At 67.9% G+C, this 18,733-nt stretch carries 18 protein-coding genes and 1 other RNA gene; 15 read left to right on the forward strand and 4 right to left on the reverse strand.

Annotation, left to right across the window (positions count from 1 at the left end):
• Nucleotides 1-5 precede the first annotated feature (5 nt).
• The 3 genes from ACPWT1_RS11155 to gyrA are packed head-to-tail and all read right to left on the reverse strand — an operon-like array spanning nucleotide 6 to nucleotide 4,637.
• A complete protein-coding gene (locus ACPWT1_RS11155; protein ID WP_427915544.1) occupies nucleotides 6-878 on the reverse strand; it encodes a prephenate dehydrogenase in 873 nt (290 codons plus the stop codon).
• A gap of 19 nt (nucleotides 879-897) precedes the next feature.
• Nucleotides 898-1,980, reverse strand: coding sequence for a prephenate dehydratase (gene pheA / locus ACPWT1_RS11160; protein ID WP_427915430.1), 1,083 nt, complete (start codon nucleotides 1,978-1,980; stop codon nucleotides 898-900).
• Nucleotides 1,981-1,985: 5 nt separating this feature from the next.
• Nucleotides 1,986-4,637, reverse strand: coding sequence for a DNA gyrase subunit A (gyrA, locus tag ACPWT1_RS11165; RefSeq protein ID WP_427915431.1), 2,652 nt, complete (start codon nucleotides 4,635-4,637; stop codon nucleotides 1,986-1,988).
• Between the two features lie 235 nt (nucleotides 4,638-4,872).
• Here gyrA and ompA point away from each other — a divergent pair, with 235 nt between their 5' ends.
• The 6 genes from ompA to ACPWT1_RS11195 all read left to right on the forward strand — a co-directional run bounded on the left by ompA (nucleotide 4,873) and on the right by ACPWT1_RS11195 (nucleotide 8,519).
• Nucleotides 4,873-5,565 carry an outer membrane protein OmpA gene (gene ompA / locus ACPWT1_RS11170; protein ID WP_427915432.1) on the forward strand — a complete coding sequence of 231 codons (693 nt, stop codon included), beginning with the start codon at nucleotides 4,873-4,875 and terminating at the stop codon, nucleotides 5,563-5,565.
• Nucleotides 5,566-5,641: 76 nt separating this feature from the next.
• Nucleotides 5,642-6,361 (forward strand): bifunctional 2-polyprenyl-6-hydroxyphenol methylase/3-demethylubiquinol 3-O-methyltransferase UbiG, encoded by a 720-nt coding sequence (gene ubiG, locus ACPWT1_RS11175; RefSeq protein ID WP_427915433.1) that lies wholly within the window; start codon nucleotides 5,642-5,644, stop codon nucleotides 6,359-6,361.
• A complete protein-coding gene (gph, locus tag ACPWT1_RS11180; RefSeq protein ID WP_427915434.1) occupies nucleotides 6,361-7,020 on the forward strand; it encodes a phosphoglycolate phosphatase in 660 nt (219 codons plus the stop codon). Before ubiG ends, gph begins: the two co-directional genes overlap by 1 nt.
• A gap of 28 nt (nucleotides 7,021-7,048) precedes the next feature.
• Nucleotides 7,049-7,421, forward strand: a transfer-messenger RNA (tmRNA) gene (ssrA, locus tag ACPWT1_RS11185).
• A gap of 162 nt (nucleotides 7,422-7,583) precedes the next feature.
• Nucleotides 7,584-7,772, forward strand: coding sequence for a hypothetical protein (locus tag ACPWT1_RS11190; RefSeq protein WP_427915435.1), 189 nt, complete (start codon nucleotides 7,584-7,586; stop codon nucleotides 7,770-7,772).
• A gap of 27 nt (nucleotides 7,773-7,799) precedes the next feature.
• Entirely contained in the window at nucleotides 7,800-8,519 is a 720-nt protein-coding gene (locus ACPWT1_RS11195; protein WP_427915436.1) for a 16S rRNA pseudouridine(516) synthase, read from the forward strand.
• On the opposite strand, the gene ACPWT1_RS11200 is transcribed toward ACPWT1_RS11195, so the two are convergent.
• Entirely contained in the window at nucleotides 8,516-9,289 is a 774-nt protein-coding gene (locus ACPWT1_RS11200) for an alpha/beta fold hydrolase (RefSeq protein WP_427915437.1), read from the reverse strand. The genes ACPWT1_RS11195 and ACPWT1_RS11200 overlap by 4 nt on opposite strands.
• A 77-nt stretch (nucleotides 9,290-9,366) precedes the next feature.
• On the opposite strand from ACPWT1_RS11200, the gene ACPWT1_RS11205 reads away from it, so the two are divergent.
• The 9 genes from ACPWT1_RS11205 (at nucleotide 9,367) to ntrC (ending at nucleotide 18,728) form a co-directional block, all read left to right on the forward strand.
• Nucleotides 9,367-10,332: a YncE family protein gene (locus ACPWT1_RS11205; protein ID WP_427915438.1), complete on the forward strand. Its 966-nt coding sequence runs from the start codon at nucleotides 9,367-9,369 to the stop codon at nucleotides 10,330-10,332.
• Nucleotides 10,298-11,131, forward strand: a complete 834-nt coding sequence (locus ACPWT1_RS11210) for a polysaccharide deacetylase family protein (RefSeq protein ID WP_427915439.1) — start codon at nucleotides 10,298-10,300, stop codon at nucleotides 11,129-11,131. The genes ACPWT1_RS11205 and ACPWT1_RS11210 overlap by 35 nt, the downstream gene beginning before the upstream one ends.
• Nucleotides 11,128-12,084 carry a sterol desaturase family protein gene (locus tag ACPWT1_RS11215; RefSeq protein ID WP_427915440.1) on the forward strand — a complete coding sequence of 319 codons (957 nt, stop codon included), beginning with the start codon at nucleotides 11,128-11,130 and terminating at the stop codon, nucleotides 12,082-12,084. Before ACPWT1_RS11210 ends, ACPWT1_RS11215 begins: the two co-directional genes overlap by 4 nt.
• 16 nt (nucleotides 12,085-12,100) lie before the next feature.
• Nucleotides 12,101-12,964: an EI24 domain-containing protein gene (locus tag ACPWT1_RS11220; protein ID WP_427915441.1), complete on the forward strand. Its 864-nt coding sequence runs from the start codon at nucleotides 12,101-12,103 to the stop codon at nucleotides 12,962-12,964.
• Nucleotides 12,948-13,754: a competence/damage-inducible protein A gene (locus tag ACPWT1_RS11225; protein ID WP_427915442.1), complete on the forward strand. Its 807-nt coding sequence runs from the start codon at nucleotides 12,948-12,950 to the stop codon at nucleotides 13,752-13,754. The genes ACPWT1_RS11220 and ACPWT1_RS11225 overlap by 17 nt, the downstream gene beginning before the upstream one ends.
• Nucleotides 13,755-13,965: 211 nt before the next feature.
• A complete protein-coding gene (glnA, locus tag ACPWT1_RS11230) occupies nucleotides 13,966-15,384 on the forward strand; it encodes a type I glutamate--ammonia ligase (RefSeq protein WP_427915443.1) in 1,419 nt (472 codons plus the stop codon).
• A 229-nt stretch (nucleotides 15,385-15,613) separates the two neighbouring features.
• The gene (locus ACPWT1_RS11235; protein ID WP_427915444.1) at nucleotides 15,614-16,123 is read left to right on the forward strand and encodes a hypothetical protein; all 510 of its coding nucleotides are present in this window, start codon (nucleotides 15,614-15,616) and stop codon (nucleotides 16,121-16,123) included.
• A 12-nt stretch (nucleotides 16,124-16,135) separates the two neighbouring features.
• Nucleotides 16,136-17,215, forward strand: a complete 1,080-nt coding sequence (gene glnL, locus ACPWT1_RS11240; RefSeq protein WP_427915445.1) for a nitrogen regulation protein NR(II) — start codon at nucleotides 16,136-16,138, stop codon at nucleotides 17,213-17,215.
• Between the two features lie 25 nt (nucleotides 17,216-17,240).
• A complete protein-coding gene (gene ntrC, locus ACPWT1_RS11245; RefSeq protein WP_427915446.1) occupies nucleotides 17,241-18,728 on the forward strand; it encodes a nitrogen regulation protein NR(I) in 1,488 nt (495 codons plus the stop codon).
• Nucleotides 18,729-18,733 lie beyond the last annotated feature (5 nt).

Below are 18,733 nucleotides of genomic sequence, written 5' to 3' on the forward strand. Positions count from 1 at the left end.
CGGCCTCAGTTCTTCTTCGGCCCCATGCGCCAGTTGGCGCGCAGGCCGCTGGCCTGGGTGATGAAGCCTTCCAGCGCATCGCCGTTGCCGGCCTCGATCATGGCTTCCATCGCCTTGAGCGTGCGCTGGAAGATCTCCGACTGGGCGAGCAGTTCCTGCTTGTTGGCCAGCAGGATGTCGCGCCACATCTTGGGCTCGCTGGCGGCGATGCGCGTGAAGTCGCGAAAGCCCGGACCGGCCAGCGACAGGAAGTCCTCGGACCCGGACTGCGCCGCGATGCCGTTGACCAGCGCGAACGCGATCAGGTGCGGCAGGTGGCTGACCGCCGCGAAGGCCGAGTCGTGCGCCTCGGGCGCCATCTGCACCACGTTGCAGCCCAGCGCTTCCCAGACCTGCACGGCGCGACCGAGTTGCGCGGGTTGCGTGCGCTCGATCGGCGTGACGATGACCTGCGAGCCTGCGTAGAGGTTCGGGTCGGCGTTCTCCACGCCGGAGGCTTCCTTGCCGGCGATGGGATGGCAGGGCACGAACGAGCCGACGGTGTCGCGCAGCACGCGGCGCGCCGCATCGATCACGTCGCGCTTGGTCGACCCGACGTCCATGATCAGCATGTCCTTGCTGACCAGGTGGCGGATGGCCTTGAGCGTCGCCTCGGTGGCCGCCACCGGAACGGCGAGCAGCACGATGTCGGCGCCGGACACGGCCAGCAGGGCCGACGGCGCCTCGACGTCGATGACGCCCATCTGCCGCGCGCGCTCGGTCGTCGACGGCGACTTGCTGTAGCCGACGATGCGCTTCACCAAGCCGGCGCGCTTGAGCGCCAGTGCAAACGATCCGCCCATCAGGCCACAGCCGATGAGGCCCAACTGCTCGAACATCCGGGGCTCCGTTGTCATGTCAATCGCCTGCGGGATAGGTGCCCAGCAACTTGTAGAAGGCGCAAAGGCTCCGCAGGTCGGCCAGGGCCGCGGCGACGTGCGGCTGCGAGGGGTGCCCCTGCACGTCGATGAAGAAGAAGTACTCCCACTGGCCCGAACGCGCGGGACGCGACTCGAACCGCGTCATCGACACGCCGTGCTGCTTGAGCGGCACCAGGATGTCGTGCACGGCGCCGGGCCGGTTGGGGACCGAGACGACCAGGCTCACGCAGTCCTTGCCCGAGGCCTGGGGCGCCGCCAGCGTCTGCGGCAGGCAGACGACGGCGAAGCGGGTGCGGTTGAACGCGTCGTCCTGGATCGCATGGGCGGCGATGTGCAGCCCGAATTCGCTGCCGGCCCGTTCGCCGGCGATGGCGGCCCACGCGGGATTGGTGGCAGCGAGGCGGGCGCCCTCGGCGTTGCTGGACACGGCGCGCCGCTCGACGTCGGGCAGGTGCTTGGCCAGCCAGCCCTGGCACTGCGCCAGGGCCTGCGGATGCGCCAGCACGGCCTGGATGCCGTCGAGCGAACGCTCCTTGCGCAGAAGGTGGTGGCGCACCAGGAGGCTGATCTCGCCGACGATGTGCAGCGGCGATTGCAGCAGCAGGTCGAGGGAGCGCGTGACCACGCCTTCCGTGCTGTTCTCCACCGGGACGACGCCGAAGTCGGCGGTGCCGGCCGTGGCGGCCTGGAACACCTCGTCGAAGCTGACGCACGGCACGTGTTCGATGCTGGAGCCGAAGAACTGCACCGAAGCCTGCTCGCTGAACGTGCCGGCTGGTCCCAGGTAGGCGACGCGCTGCGGCGCCTCGAGGGCGCGGCAGGCGGACATGATCTCGCGCCAGATGGTGGCGACGTTCTCCGCCTTCAGCGGACCGCCGTTGCGCGCCTGCAGGCCGTTGATGACGGCGGCTTCGCGCTCGGGGCGGAACACCGGCGAGCCCTCGGCCCGCTTGATGTCGCCGACCTCGTTGGCGAGCGCCGCACGCCGGTTCAGCAGCGCGAGCAGGTCACGGTCGACCGCGTCGATCTCGGTGCGAAGCTGGCCCAGGTCCCGCGCCATGGGGATCAGGCTTCGCCCGCGCCGTTGTCGCCAGTGCCATTGGCTGCGTCGATCGCGTCGCCCTCGGCAGCCTGGGCGTCGTTCTCCACGATGCGCTGCAGCCCGCTGAGCTTCGAGCCTTCGTCGAGCCCGATCAGGGTGACGCCCTGGGTGGCGCGACCGAGCTCGCGGATCTCGCCGACGCGGGTGCGCACGAGCACGCCCTTGTCGGTGATCAGCATGATCTCGTCGTCGGCATGCACCAGCGTGGCGGCGACGACCTTGCCGTTGCGCTCGCTCTGCTGGATGGCGATCATCCCCTTGGTGCCGCGGCCGTGGCGGGTGTACTCGCCGATGGGCGTGCGCTTGCCGTAGCCGTTCTGCGTGGCCGTCAGCACGCTCTGCTGCTCGTCCTCGGCCACCAGCATCGCGATGACGCTCTGGCCTTCCTCGAGGGTCATGCCGCGGACGCCGCGTGCCGCACGGCCCATCGGACGCACGTCGTTCTCGTCGAAGCGCACCGCCTTGCCGCCGTCGGAGAACAGCATCACGTCGTGCTTGCCGTCGGTGAGGGCCGCGCCGATGAGGAAGTCACCCTCGTCGAGGTCGACGGCGATGATGCCGGCCTTGCGCGGGTTGCTGAATTCGTCGAGCGTGGTCTTCTTGACGGTGCCCATGGACGTGGCCATGAACACGTAGTGGTCGGCCGGGAAGCTGCGGAACTCGCCGGTGAGCGGCAGCACCACGTTGATCTTCTCGCCCTCGGCCAGCGGGAACATGTTGACGATCGGGCGGCCGCGCGACCCGCGCGAGCCCGCCGGCACTTCCCAGACCTTCAGCCAGTAGAGCCGGCCGCGGTTGGAGAAGCACAGCATCCAGTCGTGCGTGTTCGCGATGAACAGCTGGTCGACCCAGTCGTCTTCCTTCGTCGCGGTGGCCTGCTTGCCGCGGCCGCCGCGCTTCTGCGCGCGGTACTCCGACAGCGGCTGGCTCTTGACGTAGCCTAGGTGCGAGAGCGTCACCACCATGTCGGTGGGCGTGATCAGGTCCTCAGTGGCGAGGTCCTGCGCGTTGTGCTCGACGACGCTGCGGCGCGCGCCCAGCTTGGTCTGGCCGAACTCCTGCTTCAGCGCCGTGAGTTCCTCGCCGATGATGGTGGACACGCGCTCGGGCCTGGCCAGGATGTCGAGCAGGTCGTCGATCTCGGCCATCACTTCCTTGTACTCGGCGACGATCTTGTCCTGCTCCAGGCCGGTCAGGCGCTGCAGGCGCATCTGCAGGATTTCCTGGGCCTGCGTGTCGGAGAGGCGGTACAGGCCGTCGCTGCCCATGCCGTACGAGCGGTCCAGCCCCTCGGGCCGGTAGTCGTCGGCGTTGATGACGCTGCCGTCTGCCTTCGCACGCGTGAGCATCTCGCGCACGAGGGCACTGTCCCAGCTGCGGGACATCAGCTCGGTCTTGGCCACCGGCGGGGTGGGCGACTCGCGGATGATGCGGATGAACTCGTCGATGTTGGCCAGCGCGACGGCCAGGCCTTCCAGCACGTGTCCGCGCTCGCGCGCCTTGCGCAGGTTGAAGACCGTCCTGCGCGTGACCACCTCGCGGCGATGCTGCAGGAAGACCTCGACCAGGTCCTTCAGGTTGCACAGGCGCGGCTGGCCGTCGACCAGCGCCACCATGTTGATGCCGAAGGTGTCCTGCAGCTGGGTCTGCTTGTAGAGGTTGTTCAGGACGACCTCGGGCACCTCGCCGCGCTTGAGCTCGATGACGAGGCGCATGCCCGACTTGTCGCTCTCGTCCTGGATGTGGCTGATGCCTTCGATCTTCTTCTCGTTGACCAGCTCCGCCATCCGTTCCTGCAGCGTCTTCTTGTTGACCTGGTAGGGGAGCTCGTCGACGATGATCGCCTGCCGCTGGCCGCGATCGATGTCCTCGAAGTGGCACTTGGCGCGCATCACCACGCGGCCGCGGCCGGTGCGATAGCCTTCCTTCACGCCGGTGATGCCGTAGATGATGCCGGCGGTGGGGAAGTCCGGCGCCGGCACGATCTCCATCAACTCGTCGATGGAAGCCTGCGGGTTCTTCAGCAGGTGCAGGCAGGCATCGACGACCTCGTTGAGGTTGTGCGGCGGGATGTTGGTGGCCATGCCCACCGCGATGCCGCCGGAGCCGTTGACCAGCAGGTTGGGCAGCTTGCTGGGCAGGACCAGCGGTTCCTTTTCGCTGCCGTCGTAGTTGGGACCGAAATCGACCGTCTCCTTGTCGATGTCGGCCAGCATCTCGTGCGCGATCTTCGCGAGGCGGATTTCGGTGTACCGCATGGCCGCCGCGTTGTCGCCGTCGACGGAGCCGAAGTTGCCCTGGCCGTCCACCAGCATGTGGCGCATCGAGAAGTCCTGCGCCAGCCGCACGATGGTGTCGTACACCGACTGGTCGCCGTGCGGGTGGTACTTGCCGATGACGTCGCCCACGATGCGCGCGGACTTCTTGTACGGCCGGTTCCAGTCGTTATTGAGCTCGTGCATCGCGTAGAGCACGCGGCGATGCACCGGCTTCAGCCCGTCGCGGGCGTCCGGCAGGGCCCGGCCCACGATCACGCTCATGGCGTAGTCGAGGTAGCTCCTGCGCATCTCCTCCTCGAGGCTGACGGGCAGGGTTTCTTTGGCGAATTGGGTCATGCGGGAGGAGCTTGCGGGCGCGCGAAACGTGGGATTTTACCGGTCGCGGAGCGATGTCGCGACCTTGCAACAGAAGCAGGGGGATGCGGTTTCGTCCTACGGAGGCCTCCCGACCGGCCACATTGATTGTGTAAGGTCATGTGGCACAATCAATGAGACGCTTTCGGTGAATGGTCACCTTAAACGTAGCTTTCACGCAGCGGGGCTGCGGCTTTTTCCCCTCAAGAGGAGAACCATGAAGAAACTGAACCACGTGACGCTGCTGTTCGCCGCCGTGATGTCGTCCGCCGCCGGCCTTGCCGTGGCCCAGGTCTCGACTCCGACCAAGCCCGTGGCAGCGGATGGCGGCAACAAGATCGACAACGTTCAGAACGGCACCGGCGAACTGGTGTGGAAGAACGGCACCAACGAACTGTGCTGGCGTGATGCCACCTGGACCCCCGCCACGGCCGCTGCCGGCTGCGATGGCGCCCTGGTTCCCCCGCCGCCGCCCGCGCCCGCCGTGCAGGCTCCGCCCCCGCCGCCCCCGCCGGCCCCGGCCCCGACGCCTGCTCCGCAGCCGCCGGCCGCCACCAAGGTCACGTACGCCGCCGATGCCTTCTTCGACTTCGACAAGGCCGTCCTGAAGCCCGAGGGCCGCGCCAAGCTGGACGACCTGGTTGGCAAGGTGAAGGACATCAACCTGGAAGTGATCATCGCCGTCGGCCACACCGACTCCGTGGGTGGTGATTCGTACAACCAGAAGCTGTCGGTGCGCCGCGCCGAGGCCGTCAAGTCCTACCTCGTGTCCAAGGGCATCGAGAAGAACCGCGTGTACACCGAAGGCAAGGGCGAGAAGCAGCCGGTTGCCGACAACAAGACCGCCGAAGGCCGCGCGAAAAACCGTCGCGTGGAGATCGAAGTGGTCGGCACGCGCGCCAACCGCTAATCGCCTCGCGGCGACCAGGAAAGGGCCCCTCGGGGCCTTTTCCTTTGGGGCGCCGCTGCACGAGACAATCGAAGTCATGACCACGAGCAGTCCGAACGTCAACGCCGACCCCGCCGAGCTGGCCAAGTTCTCGGAACTCGCGCACCGCTGGTGGGACACCGAGAGCGAGTTCCGGCCGCTGCACCAGATCAACCCGCTGCGGCTCGGCTGGATCGAAGGCATGGCGCCGCTGCAAGGCAAGCGCGTGCTCGACGTCGGCTGCGGCGGCGGCATCCTCGCCGACGCGATGGCCCGCAAGGGAGCGCAGGTGCTGGGCATCGACCTGGCCACGCGCGCACTGCGCGTCGCGCAACTGCACGCGCTCGAAGCGGCCACGCCCAACGTGAGCTATCGCGAGGTCAGCGTGGAAACGCTCGCCGAGGAACAGCCCGGCACTTACGACGTGGTCACCTGCATGGAGATGCTGGAGCACGTGCCCGACCCCGCGTCCGTGGTGCGCGCCTGCGCGGCACTCGTGAAGCCGGGCGGCATGGTGTTCTTCTCCACCATCCACCGCAATCCCAAGGCGTTCCTGTTCGCCATCGTGGGCGCGGAGTACTTCCTGAACCTGCTGCCGCGTGGCACGCACGAGTACCTGAAGTTCATCCGCCCCGCCGAACTGGCGGCTTTCTGCCGCGAGGCCGGCCTGGACTGGGTGACCACGCGCGGACTGCAATACAGCCCCCTCTCGGGTCGCTACTGGCTGAGCGGCGATACGTCCGTCAACTACCTCGTCGCAACGCGCAAGGGCGCCTGATGTTCCTCAACGTGCAAGCGGTGCTGTTCGACCTGGACGGCACCTTGATCGACAGTGCGCCGGACCTCGGCGCGGCCGTGGACCAGATGCGCACGCAGCGCGGCATGCCCTCGCTGCCGCTGGATGCCTACCGGCCCATGGCAGGCGCGGGCGCGCGCGGCATGCTGGGGGTCGCCTTCGGCATGACGCCAGATCATCCAGAGTTCCCCGAACTGCGCGAGGAGTTCTTCCGCAACTACGAGCAGCGGATGACACGCACCACGCATGCCTTCGCCGGTGTGCCGCAGCTGCTGGAGGCGCTGGTGGGCCTTTCCCTGCAGTGGGGCGTGGTCACGAACAAGTCGATGCGCTTCACCGGCCCGCTCACGCGCGAGATGCCGCTGTTCTCCACGGCCCGCGCCATCGTGGGCGGCGACAGCACGCCGCACAGCAAGCCGCATCCGGCGCCGCTGCTGGAAGCCGCGCGCCAGCTGGGCATCGAGCCGCGGCGATGCATCTATGTCGGCGACGACGAGCGCGACATCGTGGCCGCCCGTGCGGCAGGCATGCCCAGCGTCGCCGCCACGTACGGCTACCTCGGCGGAACACCGCAGGTCGACGGCTGGGGCGCCGATGCATGCATCGCATCGCCCCAGGATCTCCTCACGCTCTTGAAGTGACCGGCTCCGGCCTAAAATAGGTGTTCCTGGGGCTGCACTGGTTTCGACGTGGGTTCGGACGCGCGGCAGGGCATGTCGAGGTTCAGTCACCTCGTTAAACAGCTGAAACCAAGTAACTGCAAACGACGAACGTTTCGCACTCGCCGCTTAAACACCGGTGAGCCTCACAACAGTTGGCCTATGGGCTGGGCAAGGGGCGCAAGCTCCCGGCTGTGAGGGAATCTTCATAGGCTGGTCCTGATCCGGGTGCCTTGGGTCGGGACGAGACAATAGGGCACTGGCGGCCGGTGTAGCGTGCGACTGCGCGACACCGGTGGCGAGACCCAAAACAGATCGCTAAGCATGTAGAACTGTGCGAAGAAGGCTTGCGGACGCGGGTTCAATTCCCGCCAGCTCCACCATCTGCAAGAGGGCCGTGCATCCGACAGGGTGCACGGCCTTCGTCCTTGCAGGTCGTCCTACACGGATTCGGCGAAGTCCTACACCCGACAGGAGCCGCCCTTCCTAGATTGGCCACGGGGCGCAGCAAGTGCGCCGCCGTTGCCAACAGCCAAGGACGTGCCATGCACCAATCCCCGCAGAAGCAGATCGAGACGCGGCGCGACCGCAATGCGGTCTATGCGGCCTTCGAACTCGACGACGACATCGTGCGTCGCCCGCCCCGCGGCGGCCAGCCCCGGATGCGCAAGTCGGAAGGTCGAGACGAGGCGCCGAACGCGCCCCGTTCCAGCCGCCAGCATCCGCGCGGTTGACCGCCTGCACGCCGCGACAATGCGGCGATGCAATTGCAACAGGTTCTCTACAGCCAGGGCTTCGGCACCCGGCGCGTCTGCGCCGGGCTGGTGGAGCAGGGCCACGTGGCGATCGGCGGCGCCACGTGCACGGATCCCTACGCCGAGGTGGAACCGGAGGGCCTGTCGTTCCGGGTGCAAGGCGTCGACTGGACGTACCACGCCAAGGCCTACGTGCTGATGCACAAGCCGGCTGGCCATGAGTGCTCGACCAAGCCGTCCGCCTGGCCGAGCATCTACACGCTGCTGCCTGCGCCACTTCGGCAGCGACCCACTCCGAAAGGCCAGCCCGGCGTGCAGGCGGTCGGGCGCCTGGACCAGGACACCACGGGAATGCTCCTGCTGAGCGACGACGGCGCTTTTATCCACCGCATGAGCTCGCCCAGGCACCACGTGCCCAAGGTGTACGAGGTGACCGCCAAGCACCCGCTGGAGGCCAAGGCGGTGGCCAGGCTGCTCGAAGGCGTCGTGCTCGACGACGATCCCAGGCCGGTTCGCGCGGCCGCCTGCGAGATCACGGCGCCTTGCACGCTGCGCCTGACGCTGACGGAGGGCAAGTACCACCAGGTCAAGCGGATGGTGGCCGCCGTCGGCAACCGGGTGGAGGCATTGCATCGCGCGAGCATCGGCGGGCTGGCACTGCCGCCGGACCTGAAGCCGGGTCAATGGCGCTGGTTGTCCGCCGCCGACCTGGCGCTGCTGCGCTAAGCCACGCTGTCCAGGAAGGCGGCGATCCGGTTCGTCACGGCTTCCTGCTGGTCGCGGTGCGGCGAATGTCCGCAAGCAGGCAGGGTCTCGAGCTCGAAACGTCCCGCGGTGGGCGCGATCTCGCGCACCTGGCGCAAGGTGCCGTAGGGATCGTCGATCCCCTGGATGGCCAGGACCGGGGCAGTGATGCGCCGGCACTCATCGCGGATGTCGAAGGCGCGGAACCCGTCGCTCAGCCACACGTCGTTCCATTGCCAGAAGGCCGTGTCCACGTTCGCGTGGTAGCGCGCCAGGCGCGCGCGCAGCCCGCCGGATTCGTAGGCTTCGCGCGCCTGTTCGATGGAGCGCACGGACACGTCCTCGACGATCACGTGCGGGGCCATCACCACGCAGGCCGACACGGGATGCCGGCTCGCATGCAGCAGGGCGATGCTCCCGCCATCGGAGTGGCCGAGGAGCACGGGCATGTGCAGGTCGAGGGCACGCAGCAGCGCTGGCAGGACATCGAAGGCCTCGCGATGCATGTAATCGGGCGCCAGCCGGCCGCTGCCGCGGACATCGGGGATCGCATCCGAGCCGCCGTATCCCCGCCGCGAGTAGACGATGCCGTCCCGGCCGGTGACTTCGCACACCCGTGTGGGCCAATCGCGCCACATCGCCACCGAGCCCAGGCCTTCGTGCAGGAACACGATGGGTGCGCGCTGTGCGCCCGCAGGCCCCGTCACGCGTTGAATTTCGAGGCGCACCCCGTCGACCAACACCGATTGCATCCGAGGGATGTTACGGGACAGTCAGGGTGCGCCGACTAAACTCAGGGGCTCCCGAGAAAGTGCTTGTGATCCCGTTCATGCGTTCCCTCGCGGCCGCCGCGGTCGCCTGGCTGGCCTGCCAGTGCGCCGTCGCCCAGACCGCCCCCATCTTCGTGCTGAACTCGCTGGACGCGAATGTCAGCATCATCGATCCGGCCACGTGGAAGGAAATGCGCCGCCTGCCGACCGGCAAGGAGCCGCACCACCTCTACATGACGCCGGACGAGAAGTCCATCATCGTGGCCAACTCGTTGAGCGACTCGCTCACGTTCATCGACCCCAAGACCGCGGAAGTGCAGCGCGTCGTGCGCGGCACGCTCGATCCCTACCAGCTGCGCTTCTCGCCCGACATGAAGTGGTTCGTCACCGCGGGCAACCGCCTGAACCACGTCGACATCTACCGCTGGGACGGTCGCGACCTGCAGCTCGCCAGCCGCGTGCCCACCGGCAAGACACCCAGCCACATCTGGATCGACAGCCGCAGCACCACGGCCTACGTGAGCATGCAGGACAGCGACGAGCTCGTCGCCATCGACCTGGCCACCCAGGCGCTCAAGTGGCGAGTCAAGACCGGCCCCATGCCTGCCGATGTCTACGGCACGGCCGACGACCGCACGCTGCTGGTCGGCCTGACCGGTGCCGATGGCATCGAGGTGTTCGACGTCAGCGGGCCGCAGCCCCGCTCGGTGCGCCGCATCAAGACGGGCGAGGGCGCGCATGCCTTCCGCCCGGCAGGCGACAAGCGCCACGTCTTCCTGAGCAATCGCACGGGCAACACCATCAGCAAGATCGACCTGCAGACGCTCTCCGTGGTCGACACCTATCCCGCGCCCGGCGGCCCCGATTGCATCGACGTGTTTGCAGGCGGCAAGGTGCTGATGGTCACCTCGCGCTGGGCCCGCAAGCTCACCGTCATCGACACCGAGTCCCGGAAGGTGATCCGGCAGGTCGCCGTCGGCAAGTCTCCCCATGGTGTCTGGACGCTCGACCACGCGCCGCGCTGAGCGGCGCCGATTCGGCGCGGCCGTCCTCGCGCTGCTGGCGTGCACCGCGCTTCCCGTGAGCGCGGCTGACTGCGGCAAGCCGGTCTACCTGACGTTCGACACCGGCCACATGGAAGTGGCCCCCTTGGTGGCCGAGGTCCTCGCGCGGCAGCAGGTGAAGGTCACGTTCTTCGCCGCCAACGAGCGCACGAAGGTCGGCGATGGCAGCCTGGGCGACCAATGGGCACCGTGGTGGAAGGCGAGGGCTGCCGAGGGCCACGCCTTCGCTTCCCACACCTGGGACCATGTCTACTGGCGAGCCGACATGCCGGGCGAGCCTGCGCGCTTCCGCGTGCGCCCCTCGGCCGGCCCGGAGGAGGGACGCGACGAGGTGTGGACCGCGGCGCAGTACTGCGACGAGATCGCGCGCTCGGCCACGCGCCTGCGGGCGATCACGGGCCAGGAGCCGCTGCCGCTGTTCCGCGCGCCGGGCGGCAAGACCTCGCCAAAGCTGCTCGCGGCGGCCAGGTCGTGCGGGTGGGCCCACGTGGGCTGGTCGCCCGCGGGCTTCCTGGGCGATGAACTTTCCAGCGAGAGCGTCTCTAATGCAGAGTTGCTGGCGCGCGCGCTGCGCAACGTGCGAAGCGGCGACATCCTGCTGGCGCACCTGGGCATCTGGTCCCGCAAGGATCCGTGGGCGCCCGCGGTGCTGGAGCCGCTGATCGTGGGCCTCAAGGAACGGGGCTTCTGCTTCCGCACGTTGCGCGAGCATCCGCAGTACGCCGGCTGGATCGCAGGCGAAGGAACCAAGACGCGATGAACTGGGTGGAGACGATCTTCGGCAGCGCGCAGCAGTGGCTGTTCGAGGCGGCGGTCCAGCCGCTGATGTTTGCACTGGGCCTGGCCAATTTCCTCGAGGACGCGTACGGCGCCACCGGCTGGCTGCTGGTCGGCCTGGTGCAGATCGGCATGCTGCTGCTGGTGATCGGCCCTCTGCAGCGGTGGCGGCCCGTGGAGCCCATCACCGACCGCGCGGCAGTGCGCACCGACGTCCTCTACACGCTGATCCATCGCCTCGGCCTGTTCAGGGTGGGCCTGTTCTTCGTGATGGAACCGGTGTTCGATGCGCTCTTCGGGCACCTGCACGTGCTGGGAGTCGCCGGCGCGCACCTCGACAACCTCTGGCCTGGTCTCACGGACCTGCCCTGGCTCAGTTTCCTGCTGTACCTGCTGGCATTCGACCTGGCCGACTACTGGATCCATCGCGGCCAGCATGCCTGGCGCTGGTGGTGGAGCCTGCATGCGCTGCACCACTCGCAGCGGCAGATGACCATGTGGAGCGACAACCGCAACCACCTGCTCGACGACCTGCTGCGCGACAGCCTGCTGGTGGTGCTGGCCCAGCTGATCGGCGTCGCGCCGGGGCAGTTCGTGGCCATCGTCGCCATCACGCAGCTGAGCGAGAGCCTGCAGCATGCCAACCTTCGGCTGTCGTTCGGCCGCTGGGGCGAGCGGCTGTGGATCAGCCCGCGGTTCCATCGCGTGCACCACGGCATCGGCATCGGGCACGAGCGCCGCGGGCGCGGCACCCTGGGCGGCCACAACTTCGGCGTGCTGCTGCCCTGGTGGGACATGCTGTTCGGCACCGCCGATTTCGAACACCACGCAACCACGACAGGGGTGCGCGACCAGGTGGAGCAGGGCCGCGACTACGGCCGCGGCTTCTGGTCGCAGCAGTGGCTGGGCCTCAAGCGCCTGGCCGGTCGCGGCTGACATTCCGCCGCTGCCCATGGGCCTGCTGCTCGATTCCTTCTGGCGCGCTGTCGCCTATTGCCTTCATCCTCGCGTGGTGGCGCTGTCGGTGCTGCCGCTGATCCTGATGGTGGCTGCGGCGCTGGGCCTCGGCTGGCTCTTCTGGGCTCCTGCCGTCGACGGCGTCTTCCGCTGGCTGGAGTCCTCGGCGATGCTCAGCCAGGTCGGCGAGTGGTTGCAGGGCATGGGCCTGGGCAACCTGCGCACGGTGATTGCGCCGCTGCTGGTCATCGCCATCGCCACGCCCGTGATCGTGCTGGTCGCGCTGCTGGCCGTGGCGGTGCTCATGACGCCTGCCATCGTCAAGCTGGTGGCCGAGCGCCGCTTCCCGCAACTCGAACGTCGCCGCGGCGGATCGATGCTCGCCAGCATCGGCTGGTCGCTCGGCTCCACGCTGCTCGCCCTGGTGGCGCTGGTGCTCTCGCTGCCGCTGTGGCTCATCCCGCCCCTGGTGCTGGTGCTGCCGCCGCTGATCTGGGGCTGGCTCACCTACCGCGTGATGACCTTCGACGCGCTGGCCGAGCATGCGAGCGCCGACGAGCGTCGCGCCATCCTGCGCCGCCATCGCCTGCCGCTGCTCGCCATCGGCATCGTCAGTGGCTACCTCGGTGCAGCGCCCAGCGTGCTGTGGGCTTCCGGCGCGCTGTTCGCGGCCGCGTTCGTGCTGCTCGTTCCGCTGGCCATCTGGATCTACACGCTCGTGTTCGCGTTCTCCTCGCTGTGGTTCGGGCATTACTGCCTGGCCGCGCTCGCCCAGCTGCGGGCACCGCAGGAACCGGCGGCTCCCTCGGGCGGGGCCGTGGCCGCGCCGGTAGCATTGCCGGATGTCCACCAGACCTGACATCGGCCTCGTCATCGTCGGCGACGAGATCCTCTCCGGCAAGCGCACCGACAAGCATCTGCCCAAGGTGATCGAGCTGCTCGGCGCCCGTGGCCTGCAGCTCGCCTGGGCCGATTACGTGGGCGACGATCCGCAGCGCATCACCGCCACGCTGCGGCGCGCCTTCGACAGCCAGGCCGTCGTGTTCTCGTGCGGAGGGATCGGCGCCACGCCCGACGACCACACGCGCCAATGCGCTGCCCGCGCCCTCGGCGTGGAGCTCGAGCTGCATCCCGAGGCCGAGGTGCTGATCCGCGAGCGCATGCAGGATGTCGCGCGCGAGCAGGGCGTGCCCTACGAGGCCGACCGTGCCGACAACGTGCACCGTCTGAACATGGGCATGTTCCCGCGCGGGGCACGCATCATCCCGAACCCGTACAACAAGATCCCCGGCTTCAGCGTCGGCGACGTGCACTTCGTGCCTGGTTTCCCCGTGATGGCGTGGCCGATGATCGAGTGGGTGCTGGACACGCGCTATGCGCACCTGTTCCAGCGCGGCGCCTACGTGGAGCGCTCCGTCATCGTGTTCGGATCGATGGAAGCCGCGCTCACGCCACTGATGGAGCGCATCGAAAGCGATCATCCCGGGGTCAAGGTGTTCAGCCTGCCCAGCGTCGACCATCCCGAGTACGGACGGCACATCGACCTGGGCGTGAAGGGCGCGCCGGAGGCTGTCGCGGCGGCCTATGTCGAGCTCGTCGCTGGTCTGCGGAAGCTGGGAAGCCGCCTGGGCCCCGAATTGGTGCGATGATTTCGCGCCCAGTCTTGGTGCGCGGATGAGCTGGCACCACGGAGGTGCGCAAACTCGTCCGCGGGATTGACGCGGGCGCGGCGGAAAGCCGCTTTCCTCCCCGACAATCGCCCGGCCCGACCATGCGGGGCATGCACCAGCTTTGGCACAGAACCTGCATCCCTGGTCCCGTACCTCCTCTCTAACCAACCATCCAACCGGAGAAAGATTGATGGCAGCCAAGACCGTCGCAGACGTGATGAAGATGGTGAAGGACAACGAAGTCAAGTTCATCGACTTCCGCTTCACCGACACCCGTGGCAAGGAGCAGCACACCACCGTGCCCGTGTCGCACTTCGACGAAGACAAGTTCAGCTCGGGCCATGCCTTCGACGGCTCGTCCATCGCCGGCTGGAAGGGCATCGAGGCGTCGGACATGCTGCTGATGCCGGACCCGAACACGGCCAACATCGATCCGTTCTTCGAAGAAACCACCCTGATCCTCACGTGCGACGTGCTGGAGCCGGGCGATGGCAAGGCCTATGACCGCGATCCGCGCTCGATCGCCAAGCGCGCCGAGGCCTACCTGAAGGCTTCGGACCTGGGCGACACCGCCTTCTTCGGGCCGGAGCCCGAGTTCTTCATCTTCGATGACGTGCGCTGGGGCGCCGACATGTCGGGCTCGTTCGTGAAGATCGACGAGTACGAAGCGCCGTGGAACACGGGCAAGAAGATCGAAGGCGGCAACAAGGGCCACCGTCCCACCACCAAGGGCGGCTACTTCCCCGTGCCCCCGGTCGACAGCACGCAGGACATGCGCGCCGAGATGGCCCTGATCCTCGAGTCGCTGGGCATCCCGGTCGAAGTGTTCCACCACGAAGTGGCGGGCGCCGGCCAGAACGAGATCGGCACCAAGTTCAACACGCTGGTGGCCCGGGCCGACTGGAGCCAACTGCAGAAGTACGTGATCCTGAACGTGGCCAATGCCTACGGCAAGACCGCCACCTTCATGCCCAAGCCCCTGGTCGGCGACAACGGCTCCGGCATGCACGTGCACCAGTCCGTGTGGAAGGACGGCAAGAACCTGTTCGCCGGCGACGGCTATGCGGGCCTGTCCGAGTTCGCGCTGTTCTACATCGGCGGCATCATCAAGCACGCCCGCGCGCTGAACGCCATCACCAACCCCGGCACCAACAGCTACAAGCGCCTGGTCCCCGGCTTCGAGGCCCCGGTGAAGCTGGCCTATTCGGCCAAGAACCGCTCGGCGTCCATCCGCATCCCGTACGTGGCCAACCCGAAGGGCCGCCGCATCGAGGCGCGCTTCCCGGATCCGCTGATGAACCCGTACCTGGGCTTCGCGGCGCTGCTGATGGCGGGCCTGGACGGCGTGGAGAACAAGATCCACCCGGGCGAGGCCGCGACCAAGGACCTGTACCACCTGCCGCCGGAAGAGGACGCGAAGATCCCGACCGTGTGCCACAGCCTGGACCAGGCCCTCGACTACCTCGACAAGGACCGTGCGTTCCTCACCAAGGGCGGCGTGTTCACCGACTCCATGATCGACGCGTACATCGAGCTGAAGATGACGGAGGTCACGCGCTTCCGCATGACCACGCACCCGATCGAGTTCGACATGTACTACAGCTTGTGAGGCTGCCCGGGCCGGGTGACCGGCCCGCCTGGAACTGCAAGGGACGGCGCGAGCCGTCCCTTCTCGTTTGGGGCCCGCCCGTCGGGAGGTCGCCGGCGACGGCGCCAAAATGTACCTCCAGCGCCGCGTTTTTCCCTTGTGAATCATGGGCTTGGTTGGAGGATGTGAAGAGTTACGGGATACTGGCAGGCCGCCCGCCCAACAGGCCGGCGCAAGGAGAGACACCCCCATGAAGTACGCGCTGACGACCACCTCGATCGCCATGGCCCTGGCGCTGGCAGGCGCGCATGCCCAAGCCCAGGCGCGCATCTGGCGCTGCGGCAACAGCTACACCAACAACCAGGCCGAAGCCCAGGCGCACGGTTGCAAGCTGGTGGAGGGCGGCAACGTCACGGTGGTGGAAGGCACCAAGGTCAACTCCGGCGCGGTGCGGCTGGCTGCAGCCGCGTCGTCCGCTCCGAACACGCCGCGCGTCGATGCGGCGGACCAGAAGGCGCGTGACGCCGATGCGCGCGCGATCCTCGAGGCCGAGCTGAAGAAGGCAGAGGCCCGCAAGGCCGAGCTGGCCAAGGAATACAACAACGGCGAGCCCGAGAAGCAGGGCCCTGAGGCGCGCAATTACCAGAAGTACCTCGACCGCGTCGAGGAGCTCAAGGCCAGCATCGCGCGCAACGACAACGACATCGCCGGCCTGCAGCGCGAACTGTCCCGCATGGGCGGCACCACCGTCGCCAAGTAAGCGTTGACCGCCATGCAGCCCGACCGCCCGGCTGCGTCGGCGCAGGGGCGGTTCCACGCACTGGACCTGCTCGCCACGCTGGTGGCGGTGGTCGCTCCCCAAGGCACCGTGCTGTTCGCCAATGCGGCGCTCGAGGACGCGCTTGGCACCTCGCGCCGTGTCATCGAAGGATCCAGCCTTCCCGGCTTCTTCACCGAGCCCCAGCGCCTGCGCCAGGCGCTCGAAGGGGCCGGCAGCAACGAATACGCCGCGCTGCGCTATGACGCGTCGCTGGTGCGGCCGAACGCCGAGACCATGCCGGTGCACGTGGTGGTCGCGCAGACCGACCAGCCGGGCGAGATCGTCGTCGAGATGCTGCCGCTGGAGCAGCAGGCGCGGCAGGAGCGTGAGGAGCGCCTGCTCGACCAGACGCAGGCGAACAAGGAATTGATCCGCAATCTCGCGCACGAGATCAAGAACCCGCTGGGTGGGATCCGCGGCGCCGCGCAGCTGCTCGAGATGGAGATCCAGGGGCGCGACCTGAAGGAATACACGCGGGTCATCATCCACGAGGCCGATCGCCTGCAGACGCTGGTGGACCGGCTGCTGGCGCCGCACCGCCGCCCACACCTCGTCGGCGACGTCAACATCCACGAGGTGTGCGAGCGCGTGCGCTCCCTGATCCTGGCGGAGTTCCCGCGCGGCTTGAAGGTGGTCCGCGAGTACGACACGTCGCTGCCCGAGTTCCGCGGCGATCGCGAACAGCTGATCCAGGCCGTCCTCAACATCGCGCACAACGCCTGCCAGGCGTTGTCGGACCGCATTGCCGCGGGCGATGCGCAACTGGTGTTCCGCACGCGGGTGGCCCGTCAGGTCACGTTCGGCAAGCAGCGCTACCGATTGGCACTGGAATTGCATGTGATCGACAACGGGCCCGGCGTGCCCGAATCGATCAAGGACCGCATCTTCTATCCGCTCGTGTCGGGCCGGGAAGGCGGGTCGGGACTGGGGTTGACGTTGGCGCAGACCTTCGTCCAGCAGCACCATGGATTGATCGAGTGCGAGAGCATGCCGGGGAGGACGGATTTCAAGATCCTGATTCCACTGCCCTGACCAACTGCAAGGGACTTGAGGACACATGAAGCCGATCTGGATCGTTGACGATGACCAATCCATCCGCTTCGTGCTGGAAAAGGCGCTGTTGCGCGAGGAGCTGCCGACCCGCAGCTTCACCAACGCGCGCGAGGTGCTGCAAGCCCTCGAGAGCGCCAACGACGAGCAGGGCCCGCAGATCCTGGTGAGCGACATCCGCATGCCCGGCGGCAGCGGCCTGGACCTGCTCTCGAAGGTGAAGGAAAAGCATCCGGGGCTGCCCGTCATCATCATGACGGCGTTCTCCGACCTGGACAGCGCGGTGTCGGCGTTCCAGGGCGGCGCGTTCGAATACCTGCCGAAGCCCTTCGACCTGCCCAAGGCGATCGAGTTGATCCGGCGCGCCGTGGAGGAGAGCCAGCGCGAGGAAGTGGCCGAGGAGCGCATGGCCGAGGCGCCCGAGATGCTGGGCCAGGCGCCGGCGATGCAGGACGTGTTCCGCGCCATCGGCCGGCTCTCGCAGAGCAACGTGACGGTGATGATCACGGGCGAGTCGGGCACTGGCAAGGAGCTGGTCGCGCGCGCGCTGCACAAGCACTCGCCTCGCGCGAGCGGGCCCTTCGTGGCCATCAACACCGCCGCGATCCCGAAGGACCTGCTGGAGAGCGAGCTGTTCGGCCACGAGCGCGGCGCCTTCACCGGCGCGCAGACCATGCGCCGCGGCCGCTTCGAACAGGCCGACGGCGGCACGCTGTTCCTCGACGAGATCGGCGACATGCCTTTCGACCTGCAGACGCGCCTGTTGCGCGTGCTGTCCGATGGCCATTTCTACCGCGTGGGTGGCCACAGCGCCGTGAAGGCCAACGTGCGCGTGATCGCGGCCACCCACCAGGACCTGGAGCAGCGGGTCAAGGAAGGCGTGTTCCGCGAGGACCTGTTCCACCGCCTCAACGTCATCCGGCTGCGGCTGCCGGCGCTGCGCGAGCGGCGCGAGGACATCCCGATGCTCGCGCGGCACTTCCTGCAGCAGTCGGCCAAGCAGCTCGGCGTCGATCCCAAGCGCATCTCGGATGCGGCCCTCGCGCGGCTCACCGGCTTCGCCTTCCCGGGCAACGTGCGCCAGCTGGAGAACGTGTGCCACTGGCTCACGGTGATGGCGCCGGCGCAGCTGATCGAACCCAAGGACCTGCCGCCGGAGATCGGCGACGGGGCTGCTGCCGCGGAACCCGTCGTGCGTGCCGCCGTGCCTGCAGAAACTCCACGGCCGGTGGCAGACACGGTGCGGCCGGCTCCGGCGCCTGCACCGGCGTCAGCCGCTGTCGGCAGTTGGGAATCGGCGCTCGACACCGAGGCCATGGAACTGCTGCTGGCCGGCCGTCACGACGTGTGGGACGAACTCACGCGGCGCTTCGAGTCGCGCCTGATCCTCACCGCACTGGCCAACACGCGCGGACGGCGCATCGAGGCCGCGCAGAAACTCGGCATCGGGCGCAACACGATCACCCGCAAGATCCAGGAACTGGGCCTGGAGTAGGCCGC

Source organism: Ramlibacter sp. MMS24-I3-19 (genome assembly GCF_050320135.1).
GTDB lineage: Bacteria > Pseudomonadota > Gammaproteobacteria > Burkholderiales > Burkholderiaceae_C > Ramlibacter.